Annotated in this window: 14 protein-coding genes; 12 read left to right on the top strand and 2 right to left on the bottom strand. The window is 55.1% G+C overall.

Going from position 1 to position 16,841, the window contains the following annotated elements:
- The first annotated feature begins 1,141 nt into the window (after window positions 1-1,141).
- From SHEL_RS15540 to SHEL_RS15035, 8 genes are all read left to right on the top strand, one after another.
- Window positions 1,142-2,140, top strand: coding sequence for an IS1595 family transposase (locus tag SHEL_RS15540; RefSeq protein WP_012797493.1), 999 nt, complete (start codon window positions 1,142-1,144; stop codon window positions 2,138-2,140).
- A gap of 170 nt (window positions 2,141-2,310) precedes the next feature.
- Complete coding sequence (locus tag SHEL_RS01735; RefSeq protein WP_126513719.1) at window positions 2,311-4,191, top strand: AAA family ATPase; 1,881 nt, start codon at window positions 2,311-2,313, stop codon at window positions 4,189-4,191.
- Window positions 4,192-4,347: 156 nt separating this feature from the next.
- On the top strand, window positions 4,348-5,763 hold the full coding sequence (locus tag SHEL_RS01730) for a hypothetical protein (RefSeq protein WP_012797525.1): 1,416 nt from the start codon (window positions 4,348-4,350) through the stop codon (window positions 5,761-5,763).
- 56 nt (window positions 5,764-5,819) lie between these two features.
- Window positions 5,820-7,787: an AAA family ATPase gene (locus SHEL_RS14140; protein ID WP_169304486.1), complete on the top strand. Its 1,968-nt coding sequence runs from the start codon at window positions 5,820-5,822 to the stop codon at window positions 7,785-7,787.
- Window positions 7,784-8,422, top strand: coding sequence for a 4Fe-4S cluster-binding domain-containing protein (locus tag SHEL_RS14135; RefSeq protein ID WP_012797523.1), 639 nt, complete (start codon window positions 7,784-7,786; stop codon window positions 8,420-8,422). The genes SHEL_RS14140 and SHEL_RS14135 overlap by 4 nt, the downstream gene beginning before the upstream one ends.
- Complete coding sequence (locus SHEL_RS15810) at window positions 8,419-8,973, top strand: FHA domain-containing protein (protein WP_083762177.1); 555 nt, start codon at window positions 8,419-8,421, stop codon at window positions 8,971-8,973. Before SHEL_RS14135 ends, SHEL_RS15810 begins: the two co-directional genes overlap by 4 nt.
- Before the next feature lie 6 nt (window positions 8,974-8,979).
- Window positions 8,980-9,762, top strand: coding sequence for a PP2C family protein-serine/threonine phosphatase (locus tag SHEL_RS01710; RefSeq protein ID WP_012797521.1), 783 nt, complete (start codon window positions 8,980-8,982; stop codon window positions 9,760-9,762).
- A 93-nt stretch (window positions 9,763-9,855) separates the two neighbouring features.
- Entirely contained in the window at window positions 9,856-10,029 is a 174-nt protein-coding gene (locus SHEL_RS15035; RefSeq protein ID WP_197720370.1) for a hypothetical protein, read from the top strand.
- 48 nt (window positions 10,030-10,077) lie between these two features.
- Here the strand turns inward: SHEL_RS15035 and SHEL_RS01705 are convergent, their stop codons facing one another.
- On the bottom strand, window positions 10,078-10,455 hold the full coding sequence (locus SHEL_RS01705; protein WP_012797520.1) for a hypothetical protein: 378 nt from the start codon (window positions 10,453-10,455) through the stop codon (window positions 10,078-10,080).
- 146 nt (window positions 10,456-10,601) lie between these two features.
- Between SHEL_RS01705 and SHEL_RS01700 the strand changes: the two genes are divergently transcribed.
- Both SHEL_RS01700 and SHEL_RS01695 read left to right on the top strand, forming a co-directional pair.
- Window positions 10,602-11,600, top strand: coding sequence for an IS1595 family transposase (locus SHEL_RS01700; RefSeq protein ID WP_012797493.1), 999 nt, complete (start codon window positions 10,602-10,604; stop codon window positions 11,598-11,600).
- A 424-nt stretch (window positions 11,601-12,024) separates the two neighbouring features.
- The gene (locus tag SHEL_RS01695) at window positions 12,025-13,734 is read left to right on the top strand and encodes a hypothetical protein (RefSeq protein WP_012797519.1); all 1,710 of its coding nucleotides are present in this window, start codon (window positions 12,025-12,027) and stop codon (window positions 13,732-13,734) included.
- Here the strand turns inward: SHEL_RS01695 and SHEL_RS14690 are convergent.
- Complete coding sequence (locus SHEL_RS14690) at window positions 13,692-14,039, bottom strand: transposase (protein WP_126513717.1); 348 nt, start codon at window positions 14,037-14,039, stop codon at window positions 13,692-13,694. The genes SHEL_RS01695 and SHEL_RS14690 overlap by 43 nt on opposite strands.
- Before the next feature lie 663 nt (window positions 14,040-14,702).
- Here SHEL_RS14690 and SHEL_RS01685 point away from each other — a divergent pair.
- Window positions 14,703-15,488 carry an IS110 family transposase gene (locus SHEL_RS01685; RefSeq protein WP_012797517.1) on the top strand — a complete coding sequence of 262 codons (786 nt, stop codon included), beginning with the start codon at window positions 14,703-14,705 and terminating at the stop codon, window positions 15,486-15,488.
- Between the two features lie 135 nt (window positions 15,489-15,623).
- Window positions 15,624-16,841 carry an IS21 family transposase gene (gene istA, locus SHEL_RS01680; protein WP_012797516.1) on the top strand — a complete coding sequence of 406 codons (1,218 nt, stop codon included), beginning with the start codon at window positions 15,624-15,626 and terminating at the stop codon, window positions 16,839-16,841.

Below are 16,841 nucleotides of genomic sequence, written 5' to 3'. Positions count from 1 at the left end.
TGCTCGCCGGACGACCAGACGAAAAACTTATGCGCTTTATTGAGGCGATCGGGCAATCGGACGAATACGCTATGACTGCTCAGGATATCCTTAGGATCATTCCTGGAGCCGACCTCCCTGAATACAAGTTGGTTCAGTTGCAGGCCTTACTCGACCCATCCACGACCCCGGTTTTTCGGGGAATTAACCTTGAAAATGAGCCTATAGCCGATGCCATCAACAAAGCCAAAAACGGCGATGCCGCATCCATCGAATGGATAAACGCAGTTGTGGAAACACGAGTCTTCGGTTCTTTGTGCGAGGTTACCGGCTCCAACGAGCTTGCAAAGGCGGACTACGACCTTGCAAGATGGAGGCTGCAAATTGATGATGCAATATCTCTTTTGCCTAATGACAATAAAGAGGTCGGCGAAGCCGCCAAGGCGACCGCCAACCCCATCCTTGTCGAATGTGCATTGTGCTATGGCCAAACAGGAGAATCAGAAACAATTGAATCCGTCAACAAGCTTTCGGAAGAGCTTTGTTCCGCCAATTACGATATGGAAACGGAAACCGTAGCGCCAATCGTCAAACTGCTGACGGACGCCAAAAAAGACGATATTGGATCCGCTATTGTATTCAATGCCTATCTCATGTTGGTTCGCGAAGCCGTCGCGGAGGAATCTGCAAAAATATATGAACAAGCAAAAGCGGATATTGCCGCAAAACGATACGAAGCCGCTATCGAAAAGCTTAAGGATATCCCCTCTTTCATGGATGCCGACAGCATGTGCCATCATGCAAGGCAACTGCTAGCAGGAACAAACAAAACGTTCACAGAGGCAATGGAGAACGTAAGGCTTTATAACTTCAGCAAAGCATACAAACTGTTTAATGGGCTAAAAGGTTACAAGAATTCATCCGAGTTGGCAGAAACGTCAAAAAAAGCAGCCGTCCTCAAGAACAGGCTTACTGGACCAAAAAAGCAAATTCCTACAGTCAACCAACGTAGGCATGCTAGGCACTCCCGAGCAGTCGGCCGCCGTGCTGTGCAAAAGGCTATAATGGCGGAGCCAAACAATGATCAGCCCAGGTGCCCATCCGGTCCATTGTTTGGCGACGATCCCGATCGGATGGGCGCCTGGGCGGATGGGATACCGCCATGTCCACCCGTACGAACCCGTTCGCGAAGCGGGTCAACGCCCTCGATGAGGGCGATTTCGCGCTCTTGCAAGAGGCCGTCGAGACGAGAAGGTGCCGCGAGTCCGTCGGCGTCGGAGATTACGACGAGGCTGCCGACGAGTGGAGGCCCCGGCCCCCGTGCCCGAGATGCGGTTCCGGCGAGACCGTCGGCCGAGGCCGCACGGGTGCCGGCCGCAGGTTCTGGGAATGCCGCGACTGCGGTCGCAAGTACACGTCGTTGGCCGGCACGATATTCGAATCCTCGAAGAAGCCCCTGTCCGCATGGGTCCTCTTCATCCGCCTCATGTGCTACAACGTGCAGCTCGACGCTGCGGCGGAGCTCTGCGGGATGTCGCACCAGACGGCCTGGGAGTGGCGCCACCGGGTCATGAGCACGATAGACGGCTACCAGGACCGCATCGTCCTGCGGGACAAGGTCTGGATAGACGAGATGTACGTCACGGACTCCGACCTGAAGGGAGGCCCGGGCTGGAGGCCGAAGAGGGGCCTGAGCAAGGACAAGGTCTGCATAGCGGTCGCGATCGACGTCCACAAGAACGTGGTCGCCGTGCGCTGCGGCCACGGCAAGCCCTCGGCCAGGCGCATCAAGGACGCGCTGCAGGCCAGCATCGCCGAGGGCTCCGAGATCTTCCACGACATGGAGAAGTCCCACAAGTCGCTGGTGAAGGCCGTGAAGGGCGTCGACCGGCCCTACAAGGCCGACACGAAGGACCCGGAGTACCTCGAGAAGATGGCGATGGTGAACAACCTGTGCTCCTGGATCAGGCGCTACCTGCACGGCTACGTCGGCATGGACGTCAAGAACCTGCAGTCATATCTGAACTGGTACGCGTACCTGTTCAGGGTCAAGCGGGCCGAGGAGAAATGGCCCAAAGTGGAAAGGGTGCTCCGCCATTTGTTCATGGCCGACGCCACTTTCCGCAGCTCGCGCAAGCGCGGTCACGCCTACGTTGGTTGACTGTAGGGTAAAAGCAAACAACAATTGCTATTCGAAAAATTGAAAGAGAATTAGAACAGAGCATTCGCGAAGAGTCCGAAGTCGACATCAAGATCTCCGACACCCAGAGCAGCATCAATACAATTGATGGAGAGATACAAGATGCCGAATATGCACTAGATGTCCTGTGCATGAATGCAACCACTGATTTGAGCAAGCAAATCGCCACTTGTGAATCGCGACATGCGAAAGCCAAGGAGTTAGTCCAGCTCAAAGACTCCGAAGATCGAGCCGCCCGCAGAAGACGCTCAGAAACCAAAGTACTACTCAAAGACAAAGAATCCTCTCTTGAATCAATCAGAGCATCATTGCGTTCCATAAGGTCTCAACGTTTGGCAACTGATGAGATGTGGACAACAAGCTTGTACAGTGTGGCTGATGCCGAAGCAAAACGAAATACAGCTTTTGGAACCCTCCAAACTAAGACAGCAGCATTGAATGCAGCACAGGAATCGCTGAGGCCTTTAACCCTCATGGAATCTAAAACTATCAAGCCAATCGGGTTCAAGAGAGATCTGCATGCAGCAAAAGAGGCTGTTGCGAAGGCCCAGCAGGAATACGATGCGGCAAGCGCCGCTTATCGCATCGCACTCGACAACCTAAACATGTACTGCAATCAATCGGAGAACTGCCAAGCGGAATACCACCGTTTAGCTAGCGATGTTAAAAAACTCAAAGAGGCGACTAATCTTCTCGAAGCAGAAATTGCATCGCTCCGCACACGCTTGGAAGAACAAGACCGCTACTGCAAAAACAGGGCAGCGGAGCTGCAAGATGCGGTGTCTAAGGCCAGCAAACTTGAAAAGACGATAGCAAAACTGCAATCCGAAGCCGAACTGGCAAAGAGCCGAATAAAGGGGCCCGATTCCAGAGAATGGAACGAGCTTCACAAACTATACGAGACTAGAAAAAAGCTAGAAGCGCAAGCAGCAACCCTCCATGAACAGAAGCGGGTCATCTCCTCCACCGTTCACGAACTGGCGAAAAAGAAGGAGCAACTGCTTGAAGAACGTAACGAGTTAGAAATCAACCTAGAGGCGCTCTTTTCCTACTGTTCGACTTTCAGTGGCGTCACCGAAGACGGCTATGGCCAGTATTTTGAGATTTCAAAAGCAATTCGCGAAAAGAAATCGGTTTACTTTGGGCATTTCAACTCAAGGCAACTCAAATGGAACGTATTGAAGGTAGACCACGGAAGAGCGTTGCTCCTCGGCCCAATTGTGGGAAAGAGGGCGTTTGACGAATCTGGAAAAGCAAAGGCCTGGGATGAATGTAGCCTCTTTCGCTGGCTCAACGAGTCCTTTTTCAAAAATGACTTCAACGAATTCGAGCAAGAAGCCCTCACTATCACTGGTCGTGAGTTCGGGGTCAATGTTTCCATACCTGACAGGAAGATAGTTTCAGAAACCTCTTTCCACACTTCGAAAGCTTGCTGGTCTGCAGAGCTAGTACCGCACGCGGAAACCCTAGAATTCAGACAATACAAGCAAGAGTACATTCGAAATCACATTGGTTTAAAGCTAAGGCCCTACTTGGAAATCGCCAATAGAATCGAGAATATGCGCAAATCCCGTTCTAGCTTTCAGGAACGGGATGATGAGAGACGCAAAAGGGAACTCCAACTTCTGATAGAGGCTATGCGGGCGCACCGTCAACCCATCGAAGACCCCAGTATTCCGCGTATACTTGGAAGTTGGGAAGAGCTTCGAGCCAATCCAGAAAGATATGGACTGCAACCTTCGTCGACCGGGGACAACACTTCGACCCATTCACCAAATGAAAACCCTGAACTGAAAGAATTCGATGAAATGCTTTCGAAGCTTCAAAGCGAAGCTATAGAGAGTTATGAAGGAGATCCCTATACTGGAATGCTTGCTTTGAAGATCAGCGGGGAAACCCTAGACAGAACAGGCACGGCACTTACGGGAAAAGAAAATGTTCGGCCCATAGTATGGGTTCCATATTTCGACAAAACCAACGAGGCCGACAAATACAAGCAGCGAAGATGCTGACGAACGTTTTGCGAGGTTGATCACGTCAACCCCAAAGCTCTCCGATTGCAGACGCATAAAACTCGATGGAGACGCGGCATGCATTAGGTTTGGCAGATCAAAACAATGAAAATGCATCCTCGGATTTGAGCCCATATGCTACTAAAAAGAGATTGCATGCCGCAAACCACACGGGTATTGATGAGCGGGCGTATGCATGAAATGCGGAAACCAGAGCATCAAGTCCTAGATAGTGAATCAAAAGGGAGAAACATCATCTCATGTGGAGGCAATATGAGTGGCCCAAAAGCATACAACTATAAGGTTATAAACCAAATCGAGCTGCAACGACGCGAAAATGCTGCGCGTTTGATTCGCTGCACAAAACTTATGTCGAGAATCAAGGAACTTTTCGAAGTCGCAATTCAGCTCGGCATTTCCCACGAGCTACCCAGGCCCATCGAAAGGCAAACTATCTATTCGGCAGAAGATGAGCGACTACTGATCCAAACGGAATCCGAAATCAAATCGTGTATCGATGATGAGAATAGGAGACTCCGCATCTGCGGATTGAAGACTGAGCTAAGTGAAATAATTCGAAGCAGCAAATACCTAGCAGCTGAGCTAACCGAAAACGACTACATTGCTGCTGCTAAGAATGCCATGGGCTCATTGAACGATGAATCGGTTCTCATGCAGGCAATACTCTTAGCATCACAAGACGCAAAGAATGCAGAGGCCAAAAGCGTGGCAAGTTCCGCCGCGAAATCATACGGTCAGACTACACAGCATTTCTCTTTCCAGGTTTTTCCAATAAGGCAGGCATCCAAAGACAAGGACCCCGTTCTCGCTGAACTTCTGCCGCCAGTTACCGATGCCATATCGCAGGTGCGCGACAGCAGCAACCGCCAGATCGCTAGAGAAAGACTCGAATGTATAGCCAACCTTTCCGACCAATCCGCTGCCGAAGGGGAGCTGTTTTCACTAAAAAACTGGCTCCATTCGATCCTCGAAGCGGAGGGCTGGGCGGAATTAGCCGCAAAAGAGATTCTGCAAATTGAACACGTAGAATCAGAACTCGCTGACCAGGCTAGATTGATGTCCGAAAACGTTTCATCAAGAAGTTCTTACAACGAACTCAAGTCTGCGGTGTCCGAAGCGCTCGCCGAATACAGTAAGGCAGAGGACGAAAAATATGTCCAAGCTGCGTTGCGAGAAGCTCTGGAGGCATTGGGGTTCACCATTGGAGAAGAGTTTTCGACAACCGACTTCGGAAAGGTCGGTGTCGCATTGCATTCCTCAGTGCCAGGATATGGCATTCGCATTCAGAACAATCCGAAATCAGCGCAGATTCTTACGCGCGTCGTCTCCTATTCCGAAAGCAACCCCGACCAAGACACCCGAGCAGAGCAAGACACATGCCCAATGGTGCATTCTCTAGCTGACAAATTGGAAAACCATGGTATAGAAATGGACCTTGTGTCAGAGAGGATGCCTGGCGAATGCCCGACCTCGCTCCTCTCCAAAAGACGGGTTGGTCAAAACAACACACGAGCACAAAAGGCCGGGCACACTCGTGAAAGGATGATGTGATGAACGGCAGCTGTCAACGCAGATCAGACGAGCAGATACTGAACGAGAGCCCCACCATGATCGATAGCCCAACTTCCATTTCTTTGAATGCAGGATTCGAAGAAGAAGCGTCATGGCTTGATGCAGACAACAAAAACACCCCTCTCTGGATTAGAACACTTTATGCTTCCCTGCCCATCTCGGCGGTAACGGTGCTATACGGAGCTGTGCACGACATTCATCCGATCCAGATATCCGAGGAGTTACGCCCCGACACAACAGTCAACGCCATTTGGCAAATTCTCCAAGCCTCCGGCTTCAAATGCTTACTCACTTTCGACACGCTCAACGGCTTATCCATTGCTCGTATGACAGAAGATCTAAAGGATGACCAGGTTACGAAAAAGCTGGAAGAAACGGTTCCGTCGAACGTTCTTCGCAATCTTGTGCGCCCTCCCAAGAACAGACTTGAGTCAAGATTCCCGCAGAACACACAAGGTATGGGTTGGCCAGGATTGGAACTCGTCGCAAGAGCCGTTGCCACGAGCGACTCCATCCCGATGAGCCTGCTCGTTGATTATGCTTCTCAGACATCCGACATTGATCAGGCCTCGAACAACATTCTTCATGAACTCATGCTCACGTGCCTTCAAATTGCAAACGCCCACGTCCTTTTAGATAATAAGCTACTCAGGCTATCCGGAGACTCCGGGTCGAGATCCCAGCGACATCCGATCATCTGGCTTGTAGACAAACTCGATGACCTTCCGACGTGGCTAACCCACGGAGACGGCATCAGGCGAATCCCAATATCGAATCCCAGCTACGACATGCGATACCGTATGGCGCAATTGCTCCTAGAAGACCGTATCGACGAGGGTGAAAAGGACAGCGTAGCGAGGCGATTTGCGGATGCGACAGAAGGTCTTTCGAGTCGAGGCATGTTTGAGTCAATCCAATTAGCTGGCGAATCCAGTTCTTTATCATCCGAGATAGAGAACGCAGTGCGTATGTACCGCCAAGGGCTTTCTGAGAACCCATGGCAGAACAACCGGCTTCGCGAGCAGCTTATGAATGGCGAAGCAACTCTCAGGCAACGTGTGTACGGCCAAGATCAGGCCGTATCCCGCGTGCTTGACATATTGAAAAGATCCGCTTTGGGGCTTACCGGAGCACATCAGAAGAAAGCATCTTCTGCACCTCGCGGTGTACTCTACTTCGCTGGCCCAACCGGTGTCGGAAAAACAGAAATGGCAAAAGCGATTACCGAACTCGTCTTTGCCGATGAGCGTGCACTGATACGTTTTGACATGTCTGAGTTCCAGGATGACCACGCAAAGATTCGATTAATTGGCGCACCTCCTAGTTATGTTGGTTTCGGCGCAGGAGGAGAGCTGACCAATGCCGTTATGCAAAGACCCCATTCGATCATCCTCTTTGACGAGATGGACAAGGCAGGAAGCCAAGTGTACGATTTGTTCCTGCAAATTCTCTCAGATGGTCGACTGACCGATGGCGGCGGCAGAACTGTCGATTTCACAGATACATTGATAATATTTACATCCAATCAAGGAGTTGCCGCAGCGGGCAATCTCCTCGACTTGGATATGTCCGACCCCGAACAAACCTCGCGTTACGAGCGGGCAATAATGGATGCAGTAAAGTCGCATTTTACAGAAACGCTGAATAGACCAGAGCTGCTCGGCCGGTTAGGGGACAATATCGTTATCTTTAACCCAATACATGGAGACGAAGCTGTCAATCTTGCGGTTAGATTCATCGAGACTATTCTTTCCAATATTCGCATTCGTGTCGGAATTGAAGTGAACATTTCTAAAGAGGCCTTCGAGGAGCTAGTTGCTTCGGTCACTACGCGCAGTGTTCTTCGGAATGGAGGCAGAGGCATAACGACAGAATTAGAAACCCGGTTAACCAATCCTTTAGGGCGAATACTGTTTAATTATCCAGCTGGATCCTCTCTAATCATTACCGCATTCAACGAAGACAGACTTGGCCGTCCCGACGTCTTAATAGAGGAGCTATGAGCATTCAGATATCCCGTATAGCATTTCCCATTACATCTTTAGGGCCTGGCCGATATCTCGGTTTATGGGTGCAGGGATGCAGTATCGCATGCCCAGGTTGTATTTCGAAAGACACCTGGGATAAGCAAGGAGGGACGTCCGCAGATGAGCAGTGGCTTTCCGATTTGATAATTAAAACCATACGCGAAGAAAATCTCGACGGCATTGTTGTAACGGGCGGAGAACCAACCGAGCAAGCGAGCTCCCTTGAGCAGGTCCTGTCGTTAGTTACCGAAAAGCTGCCCGGCATGAGGGTTGTTATGTTCTCCGGAATCCCACGGGAAGATCTATTAGCGAATCACGCAACACTCATTTCGTCTATCGATTTGGCAATATGTGGTCCATACATATCCGACCTCCCTTCACAAAGGCCATTAATTGCTTCGGAAAACCAGCAATACGCCATTTGTTCAGATCGAGGATACGAGTTGCTTACGAATGCTTCGACGACGAACGTCGTGAACAGTATTCAAGTTAACATCAATGATGGCGACGTCACCATGGTGGGCCTGCCATTCCCCCATGGGATGGAGGCGTTAGAAGAAGAGCTGCAAAGTAGAGGAATAGTGTTTGGTGAGGTATCTTGGAAGAAATGATGACCTGCCCGTTGTGTGGCAAACGGCATAAAGCAGGAACAGATTACTGCCCAGTCTTGCTAACGGCGATTCCAGTTTCAAAACCTCTGGATACGCCGTCGGAGCAAGAGCGCACAAATGAAGCGGGGCACGATAAAACTGATAATCGTAATTTCGCAACTTGCCCAAATTGCGGTTATACAGGTATCGCTGGCGAAGAATGCGACCAGTGCGGTCAAACCATCCTTATTGGCGACAGGGTCTTAGCGTTAATGCCAGACGGCTCAAGCATCCTTCTTCCAACATCCGAGGAAACCGTGATAGGACGAGAATCGCATAACGAGAAGGTAGCAAATTCATTGAGTCATTGCGACGGTGTATCGAGAAGGCATTGCACTCTACGGTTCGACCCCCAAGGAACATGCGTGACGGTAATCGACCTTGGGTCAACCAACGGCACATGGATTGGTGACGACGGAGAGCCCTTGATGCCAAATGAAATGTTCACTGGAAGGCTTCCTCTTGAGATACATCTTGGCAATCGAGCGGTCGTTGTTTTGCGGGCGGAGTGAGCCATCATGAGCGACCATACAGAAATTCGCATCGAGGCCGCCGGCTTTACAGACGTCGGCCCAGCCAGAGAAGAAAATCAAGATGCGATTATTCTCCCAGGCTCGATTTGTTTGGGCAGCGAATCCCATGCCGAATGGAACGGAAAAACCAGCCAAGAGGCAGTATCCTTTGCTGTCATCGACGGAATGGGCGGTTATAAGGGAGGAAAAAACGCAGCGGCACTTTGCGCTACATTCCTTTCGACGCACCACATACCCCCAAGCGACGGCGAGGCAACTGAGATGCTTAAGGGCCTGTCGAGGAAGATTGCACACTCTGGAGAGGCGCGGGGCACCCCCCGAATGGGTGCTGCTTTTGCCATGTTGACTTTCCGTGACAACGAAGTCAGCTTTATCAATGTTGGCGATTGTCGAATCTACTGCATCTGGGGCAATTCCATGGGTCAAATGACCATTGATGACCGTATCGACGATAATTCCCCCGGGATTACGCAGGCCATCGGGCCAACCGAAAACCCTAACGCCCACTTCTATACCCAAGTTCTTCGAGCTGGGAAACTACGGTATTTGCTCTGTTCAGATGGCGTATGGGGCACCTTGGGAAACGAACGCCTGAAGCAGCTGGCAATGAGTTCACGCCATCCAGGGGATGGTTGCTCTTGTATCCTAGAAAGGCTATACCAACTTGAATCCAGCGATAATTGCTCACTGATAATTGTCGACATAGACACGGAAAACGTCGGCGCGAATACCATCTCGCAATCGAAGCTTGATTCTCACAGCATGTAGATATGCCATCCATAATTCGCCGATAACCACCGGTGCACACCGGTGGTTCTAGCAACGCCCGACGGAACGCCGCCTACTAAGCAGCAGTAAAGTATGGACCCCGTCTGCCAGATAAAAACTCCGCCCCCTGAGACCTACGAGGAATTCACGTTGAAGGAATACCTGCGCGAGTCCGATGGGACGTGGGTAGACGAGATCCCGGATGGAAACGACCACAGCATCGATGCGGTCAGATACGCAGTTATGGATGATGTCTTGCGCGGGTAAAATGACGCACACGAAGATACGCTTCTCATTCAAAGCTTAAATGAGTACCTATGCATTGCGCTTAGCATCATACTTTTCTTTCGCACTTGCCTTCAAAACCGCGCACACGATTGCCCCAATTATTATTCCTGGCACAGCACCCATAATGGGAAGGAAGATGATGCCGGCAATGCCCGTAAAGAAGTTAGACGGGCCGCTCCAGTCATATCCCCAAAAACCCAAGCACAAAAGAATAGCGGCGCCAATTAAGCCACCCCACAAACGAAACGTGCTGTAGTCGTATTTTTGTTCAACCGAACGCGGAACGTACTTAGCTTTCTCTTTCATGTATTCCTGGTATTCATCTTTTATTCGGTTGATTTTGTTTTGCGCGGAAGTAATGGCTGAAGCGTTTTTTCTTTTCCTACAGTCAACCAACGTAGGCATGCTAGGCACTCCCGAGCAGTCGGCCGCCGTGCTGTGCAAAAGGCTATAATGGCGGAGCCAAACAATGATCAGCCCAGGTGCCCATCCGGTCCATTGTTTGGCGACGATCCCGATCGGATGGGCGCCTGGGCGGATGGGATACCGCCATGTCCACCCGTACGAACCCGTTCGCGAAGCGGGTCAACGCCCTCGATGAGGGCGATTTCGCGCTCTTGCAAGAGGCCGTCGAGACGAGAAGGTGCCGCGAGTCCGTCGGCGTCGGAGATTACGACGAGGCTGCCGACGAGTGGAGGCCCCGGCCCCCGTGCCCGAGATGCGGTTCCGGCGAGACCGTCGGCCGAGGCCGCACGGGTGCCGGCCGCAGGTTCTGGGAATGCCGCGACTGCGGTCGCAAGTACACGTCGTTGGCCGGCACGATATTCGAATCCTCGAAGAAGCCCCTGTCCGCATGGGTCCTCTTCATCCGCCTCATGTGCTACAACGTGCAGCTCGACGCTGCGGCGGAGCTCTGCGGGATGTCGCACCAGACGGCCTGGGAGTGGCGCCACCGGGTCATGAGCACGATAGACGGCTACCAGGACCGCATCGTCCTGCGGGACAAGGTCTGGATAGACGAGATGTACGTCACGGACTCCGACCTGAAGGGAGGCCCGGGCTGGAGGCCGAAGAGGGGCCTGAGCAAGGACAAGGTCTGCATAGCGGTCGCGATCGACGTCCACAAGAACGTGGTCGCCGTGCGCTGCGGCCACGGCAAGCCCTCGGCCAGGCGCATCAAGGACGCGCTGCAGGCCAGCATCGCCGAGGGCTCCGAGATCTTCCACGACATGGAGAAGTCCCACAAGTCGCTGGTGAAGGCCGTGAAGGGCGTCGACCGGCCCTACAAGGCCGACACGAAGGACCCGGAGTACCTCGAGAAGATGGCGATGGTGAACAACCTGTGCTCCTGGATCAGGCGCTACCTGCACGGCTACGTCGGCATGGACGTCAAGAACCTGCAGTCATATCTGAACTGGTACGCGTACCTGTTCAGGGTCAAGCGGGCCGAGGAGAAATGGCCCAAAGTGGAAAGGGTGCTCCGCCATTTGTTCATGGCCGACGCCACTTTCCGCAGCTCGCGCAAGCGCGGTCACGCCTACGTTGGTTGACTGTAGGGATTTTCTTTTAGCTTGTAGCAGCGAGAGCTCGTCAGTGGCGCCATTAATGCTATTGCTTTTTATGGTAGTCTCATTTGCTTGTTCGGCTTGTTTGAGGTCACGTTCGTACGTAAGCTGAATTTCTCTATCACTTGCCCCTTCATGCAAAAGAATGATATAGGGATTGGTTTCGATATCACCGCCTTCATATCCACCGGAAATATGGATACCGCCAAAGTCGTCGATATAGCCATGGTAATTAGGCATGAATATTCACTTTCCCCTTCACGAACAACGCAGCGGAATTACCGCTGTATTATCGATTATCGCATAAGACGCACGTTAACTCTATATACTGCGCTCAATCCGTCCTTGTGACCTAGCTGGATACTTCGGTAATCAAACAAACTCGGATATCGGAGGTAGACGCTTGAACATGAACGGTATCGAATATGACGGGTGGGTGCCCTCGCATGTGCGGGAGTATCTGAAGGAGCTTGGGTATCGGCTTCCCCTGGAGGACATGGAGCCTCACATTCTCGAATGGGATGAGTGGATGAGCGCCACCGGGGATTTCTACAACTATCACGACGTAGACAGTTTCGGGCGGGTCTATCAGGTGCATCGACGTTCCATCAAGCCTGCGATGCGGGTGTGCAGGGAGTGGGGATCTCTCCTTCTCAACGAGCAGACACGGGTGGTTTGCGAGGACCAGGCTTGCACGGATTGGCTGGACGGATTTTTCTCCAACACGGGCTTCATGGGACAGGCGCAGGCTAACATCGCGCGGGCATTCGGCCTGGGAACCGGGGCTTTCGCGCTCTTCTTCGACATCGGAAGGCGGAAAATCAAGATCCGGCATTTTGACGCGCGCATGGTGGTTCCCCTCACATGGGATGCGGAGGGCGTGACCGAGTGCGCTTTCGTCACGAGGGCCTACTACAAGGGCAAGCCCGTGGACCAGCTACAGATGCACGTCATCGGCGAGCATGCGGCACCTTCGCATTCCGAACCTTCCGAACCCTTCACCATGGAAAACGGCGAGGGCGAAATCATCGTAAACGACATCGGAACGAGCATGCGCCTGGACGAGGGCAAGAGCTACCACGTCATCACGGCCTCTTTCGACGAGGACGGCAACCTGATGGAGCCCGAGGGCGTCATCTCCGACTATGATACGGGAAGCCCCTTCCCCACCTTCGCCATAATCAAGCCTGCAATCCCGAACACGCGCGTGGAGGCGTCACCGTATGGCCAAAGCGTCTTTGCGGATGCCATAGACGCGGTGCAGAGCGTCGACCTGGCTTTCGACGCCTTGGTCAACGAGGTCAGCGCGGGCAAGATGAGAATCTTTCTCAGCGACGTGATGTTCGACCATGACAAGAACAACGGCAAGAACACTCCCATCCCGTTCGGCAAGGGCGATTGCACGATCTTCCGCAAGGTCATGTCGACCGAGGACGTGGTGCAGGAGTTCGCGCCGGCGTTGCGCACAAGCTCGCAGGCCGAGACCTTCCGCATCGCCCTCCAGATGCTCGGCGATCTCTGCGGCTTCGGGTTGACGTACTACGATTTCGACTCGTCCGGATATGTGAAAACAGCAACCGAGGTCTCAAGCGACAACTCGGCGCTCATGCGCAACATCCGCAAGCACGAGAACGCCCTCACGCGATCGCTCGCGACAATCAGCCACGCGTTGCTGTGGTGCGCTCGCGGCTTCGGCGAGCCGCTGCCTGACGAGGGCGTCGTCACCGTCCAGTACGACGACTCGATCGTGACAGACACGAGCGCCGAGAAGGCGCAGGACATGGCCGAGGTCGCGGCGGGTCTCATGGGCGTCTACGAGTACCGGATGCGCTGGTATTCCGAGGACGAGGCGACGGCGCGCAAGCGCGCAGGCGAGCTCTCGCGGCCCGTGGCGGGCTCCGACGGCTCCGAGGATAACTCTGCGCGCTTGGATGCGTCAGCTCATCGTGGAACGATGTGGCAGCGGTGCGTGGAATTATATAGCAAAAACACCGCAATAGCCGCCCTACAATCGGCGTGCTTGAGAGCCGCTGCCCGGACGACGCGAGGCTTGACCTTGCGCATGAAGAATAGCTACTATCCGTGGCTCTCGACCCCTACGACGACCCCAGGCACGTGACACCAGCCGTCCTCGTTGCAGCCGATGGCAGTCACAGCGACTTTGGAGGCCACGCTCTGTTCGCACCTGCCCCTCGCATAGGTCGTGCCCACCCACAGGTACGGCATGCGTCGACCGGCGAGGGTACACCCCGCGAGTTTCCCCGCCTCGGAGTCCAGGTGCTCACAAACCGCGCTCGCCCAATCCTTCGAGATCCACTCGATGCTCGTGACCCGCTCCACCTTATGCACCTTGCGCGTGCTTGTGCCGGTCACGCACAATTCCGCCACGGCCGCGCGGTCGACCCACTGGTATCGCTCGAGCACGTCGTCCGGGAAAAAGTTCCCCCGTGCGCAGCTTCGGGACGCGATGCGCCAGCGTGCCGACGCAGATTGCGATCCTGTGCTCGCGGTAGCCGTTGCGCCTGCTGGCCGTCGTCTCGCAAAGCTGGCCAGCCCTTGCACCCATGGCCACGTTAGCGATGCCCTCAGCGAGTTGCAGGGGCAGCTTCCGCACGTTCGCGAACCCGTCCTCGAACCGAGGTGTCGTCGCCGCTGCCTCGAGCACCGCGTCTGCTATGCTGTCCATTGCAGCCGCTGCCTTTTGCTAGAATCCGATTTGCAGTCATCTCAGATTCTAGGCAGTGGCCGTTCGTTGCTCAAGCGGGCCTTGGGTCGCTCACCCTCTTGCACCAACATTTACGACACGATCAATGATAATTTGTAAGACTGTTCTCGTTGTACCGCACGACATGGTGTTCCAATGAGAGCCTCGTGCTCTATGTGTTTACGCTGCTAATAGGCTTTAGGCAAACCGCATGATTTACACACCATTCCCCGGAAAAGCTTCTTCTCAAGACGATATGAGCAGAGCATTAGGTGAGCCCCTTCTGCATGTCGTCTTTGGCGTTCGTGGGTCGGGGCCGATAATGGTCTCGTCGTAGAAACCGGCGACCGGCCAGGTTGCCACAGACATGGAAGGGGCCCACCATGGCACATGTTACCTCCATCGGACTAGACGTGCACGCCAGATCGATCAAGGCGTGCGCCTTCAACCCGTTCACAGGGGAGGTCGCGCGGCGCTCTTTCGCGTACGCCCCCTCGGAGGTGGCCGCATGGATCGCCTCCTTCGAGGCCCCCAAGGCGGTCTACGAGTCCGGCGTGACCGGGTTCCACCTGCAGCGGGAGCTCGAGGCGCTCGGCGTCGACTGCGTGATCGGCGCCGTGTCCAAGATGGACAAGCCGGCGGCCGACAGGCGCAAGAAGACCGACAGGCGCGACGCCGCCTTCCTCGCGAGGCAGCTCGCCCTCGGCACCGTGACGGAGGTGCACGTCCCCGACCCCGAGTGCGAGGCCTGCCGCGACATCTCCCGCGCCCTGGAGGACGCGCGCGAGGACGTCGCCGCGTGCAAGCAGCGCCTCTCGAAGATGCTCCTGCGCTACGGCTACGTCTACGACGAGGTCAACGAGAGGGGGCAGCGGAAGAAGGCGTGGACGAAGGCGCACTGGGCCTGGATCGAGTCGATAAGGCTGGCGGAGCCGGCCGCGCAGGAGGCCCTCGACTACTACGTCGACCGCTGCAGGCGGGCCATCGACGAGAAGCGCGCGCTGGCGGCGAAGGTCGCGGCACACGCGTCCGGGCCGCGGTGGAAGCCCGAGGTCGACGCGCTCAGGCTGTTCAAGGGCGTCGAGGTCGTGACGGCCTTCGCCTTCGCGTGCGAGGTCGACGGCTTCTCGAGGTTCCGTGATACCGCTACCATGAAAATCGACAGTTAGGCTACCGCGCCGCGTCGATCGCGCTACTGGAGTTTCGGCGGCGACGCTACCGTTCTTTCGCCAATCGGGCTACCGGCAATATGCTTGACTCCGAACTGTCAAACGTCGGAGGGAGCGCGATTGGAAAGGAACATCATGGGGGAGCTGAACATGTACAGGCAGCTCGGCATCAAGCCCAACTTCACCCGGATAGGAGAGAAATACGGGCTGCACAGGCAGACCGTGGCGAAGTACTGGAACCAGGGAGAGGAGGTCGAGGACCGCAGGCGCGACAAGGCGAGCGCGTTCGACGAGTTCAGGGACGTGATAGAGCGCAAGGCGGCCCTGCCGGGCGTCACCAAGAAGGCGATCCACGAGTTCCTGCTCGACCGCCATCCCGAGGCGGGGCTGCCCAAGTACGGGTCGTTCACCAAGTACTGCCGCAAGCACGGCATCGAGTGCGCCTCGGAGGCCGAGCCGGACGCGCACCCGCGCTTCGAGACGCCGCCGGGGCGCCAGCTGCAGTTCGACTGGAAGGAGGGCCTGCGGATGGTCGACGTCAACGGCGAGGTCTTCGAGTTCAACGTCTTCAGCGCCGTGCTGGCCTACTCGCGGGCCCACCGCTTCATCTACTCGAGGACGCGCACGGAGGACGACCTGCTCGCATGCCTGCTGGCCACGTTCGTGCGCTTCGGCGGGATACCCGACGAGGCCATAACCGACAACATGGGCGCGCTCGTCACGTTCGCGGGCGGCAGGCGCGTCAAGTCCGAGCGCGCGTGGCGGTTCGCGCGCGAGGCCAGCTTCGAGCTGAAGCTCTGCCGCGCGTCGACGCCCCAGACCAAGGGCAAGGACGAGAGCTCGAACAGGTTTGTGAACAGGCTGCTCGCCTACGACCGCGACTTCGAGGGCGAGCGGGGTCTGATCGACGCCATCGCCCGCATCGAGGCGCGCAGCAACGCCGAGCCCAACGACACGACGGGGCTGCCGCCGGCGGTGCTGTTCATGAGGGAGAAGGAGCACCTGCGCCCCGTCGGAAACCTGCGCCTGCTGCAGGAGATGGTCGGGGACGTGAGCGTCCAGACCGTCCCGGCGACCATGCTCGTGCGCGCCGCGGGGCGCCAATGGTCGGTCCCGCGCGCCTGCATCGGCAAGAAGGTCAGCGTCCTCGCCATGCCGTCCGGCCAGGTGCGCGTGACGCTCGACGGCGAGGAGGTGGCGGTGCACGACGCCTCGGCCGCCGCCGGCCCCATCGTCTACGCCGAGGACCACTACGTCGAGGCGATGTCGGGCAAGGCCTGGTTCGGCGATTCCGACATACGCGAGGCGGCCCGCGCGAACCTCGAGCTCCTCGACCGGCTGGGGGGCGAGTGA

The sequence above is a fragment of the Slackia heliotrinireducens DSM 20476 genome (assembly GCF_000023885.1).
Lineage (GTDB): Bacteria > Actinomycetota > Coriobacteriia > Coriobacteriales > Eggerthellaceae > Slackia > Slackia heliotrinireducens.
Note: the sequence above shows the minus strand (reverse complement) of the source record. Positions and strands in the feature narration are given on the sequence as shown.

Excerpts from the sequence above, each read along its gene's own strand:
- SHEL_RS15035 (WP_197720370.1), top strand. The coding sequence starts at position 9,856 with ATGGACCCCGTCTGCCAGATAAAAACTCCGCCCCCTGAGACCTACGAG.
- SHEL_RS01700 (WP_012797493.1), top strand. The coding sequence starts at position 10,602 with ATGTCCACCCGTACGAACCCGTTCGCGAAGCGGGTCAACGCCCTCGAT.
- SHEL_RS15540 (WP_012797493.1), top strand. The coding sequence starts at position 1,142 with ATGTCCACCCGTACGAACCCGTTCGCGAAGCGGGTCAACGCCCTCGAT.
- SHEL_RS01730 (WP_012797525.1), top strand. The coding sequence starts at position 4,348 with ATGCCGCAAACCACACGGGTATTGATGAGCGGGCGTATGCATGAAATG.
- istA (WP_012797516.1), top strand. The coding sequence starts at position 15,624 with ATGGGGGAGCTGAACATGTACAGGCAGCTCGGCATCAAGCCCAACTTC.
- SHEL_RS01705 (WP_012797520.1), bottom strand. The coding sequence starts at position 10,455 with ATGCCTACGTTGGTTGACTGTAGGAAAAGAAAAAACGCTTCAGCCATT.
- SHEL_RS01735 (WP_126513719.1), top strand. The coding sequence starts at position 2,311 with ATGAATGCAACCACTGATTTGAGCAAGCAAATCGCCACTTGTGAATCG.
- SHEL_RS01685 (WP_012797517.1), top strand. The coding sequence starts at position 14,703 with ATGGCACATGTTACCTCCATCGGACTAGACGTGCACGCCAGATCGATC.
- SHEL_RS01695 (WP_012797519.1), top strand. The coding sequence starts at position 12,025 with ATGAACGGTATCGAATATGACGGGTGGGTGCCCTCGCATGTGCGGGAG.
- SHEL_RS14140 (WP_169304486.1), top strand. The coding sequence starts at position 5,820 with ATGATCGATAGCCCAACTTCCATTTCTTTGAATGCAGGATTCGAAGAA.
- SHEL_RS15810 (WP_083762177.1), top strand. The coding sequence starts at position 8,419 with ATGATGACCTGCCCGTTGTGTGGCAAACGGCATAAAGCAGGAACAGAT.
- SHEL_RS14135 (WP_012797523.1), top strand. The coding sequence starts at position 7,784 with ATGAGCATTCAGATATCCCGTATAGCATTTCCCATTACATCTTTAGGG.
- SHEL_RS01710 (WP_012797521.1), top strand. The coding sequence starts at position 8,980 with ATGAGCGACCATACAGAAATTCGCATCGAGGCCGCCGGCTTTACAGAC.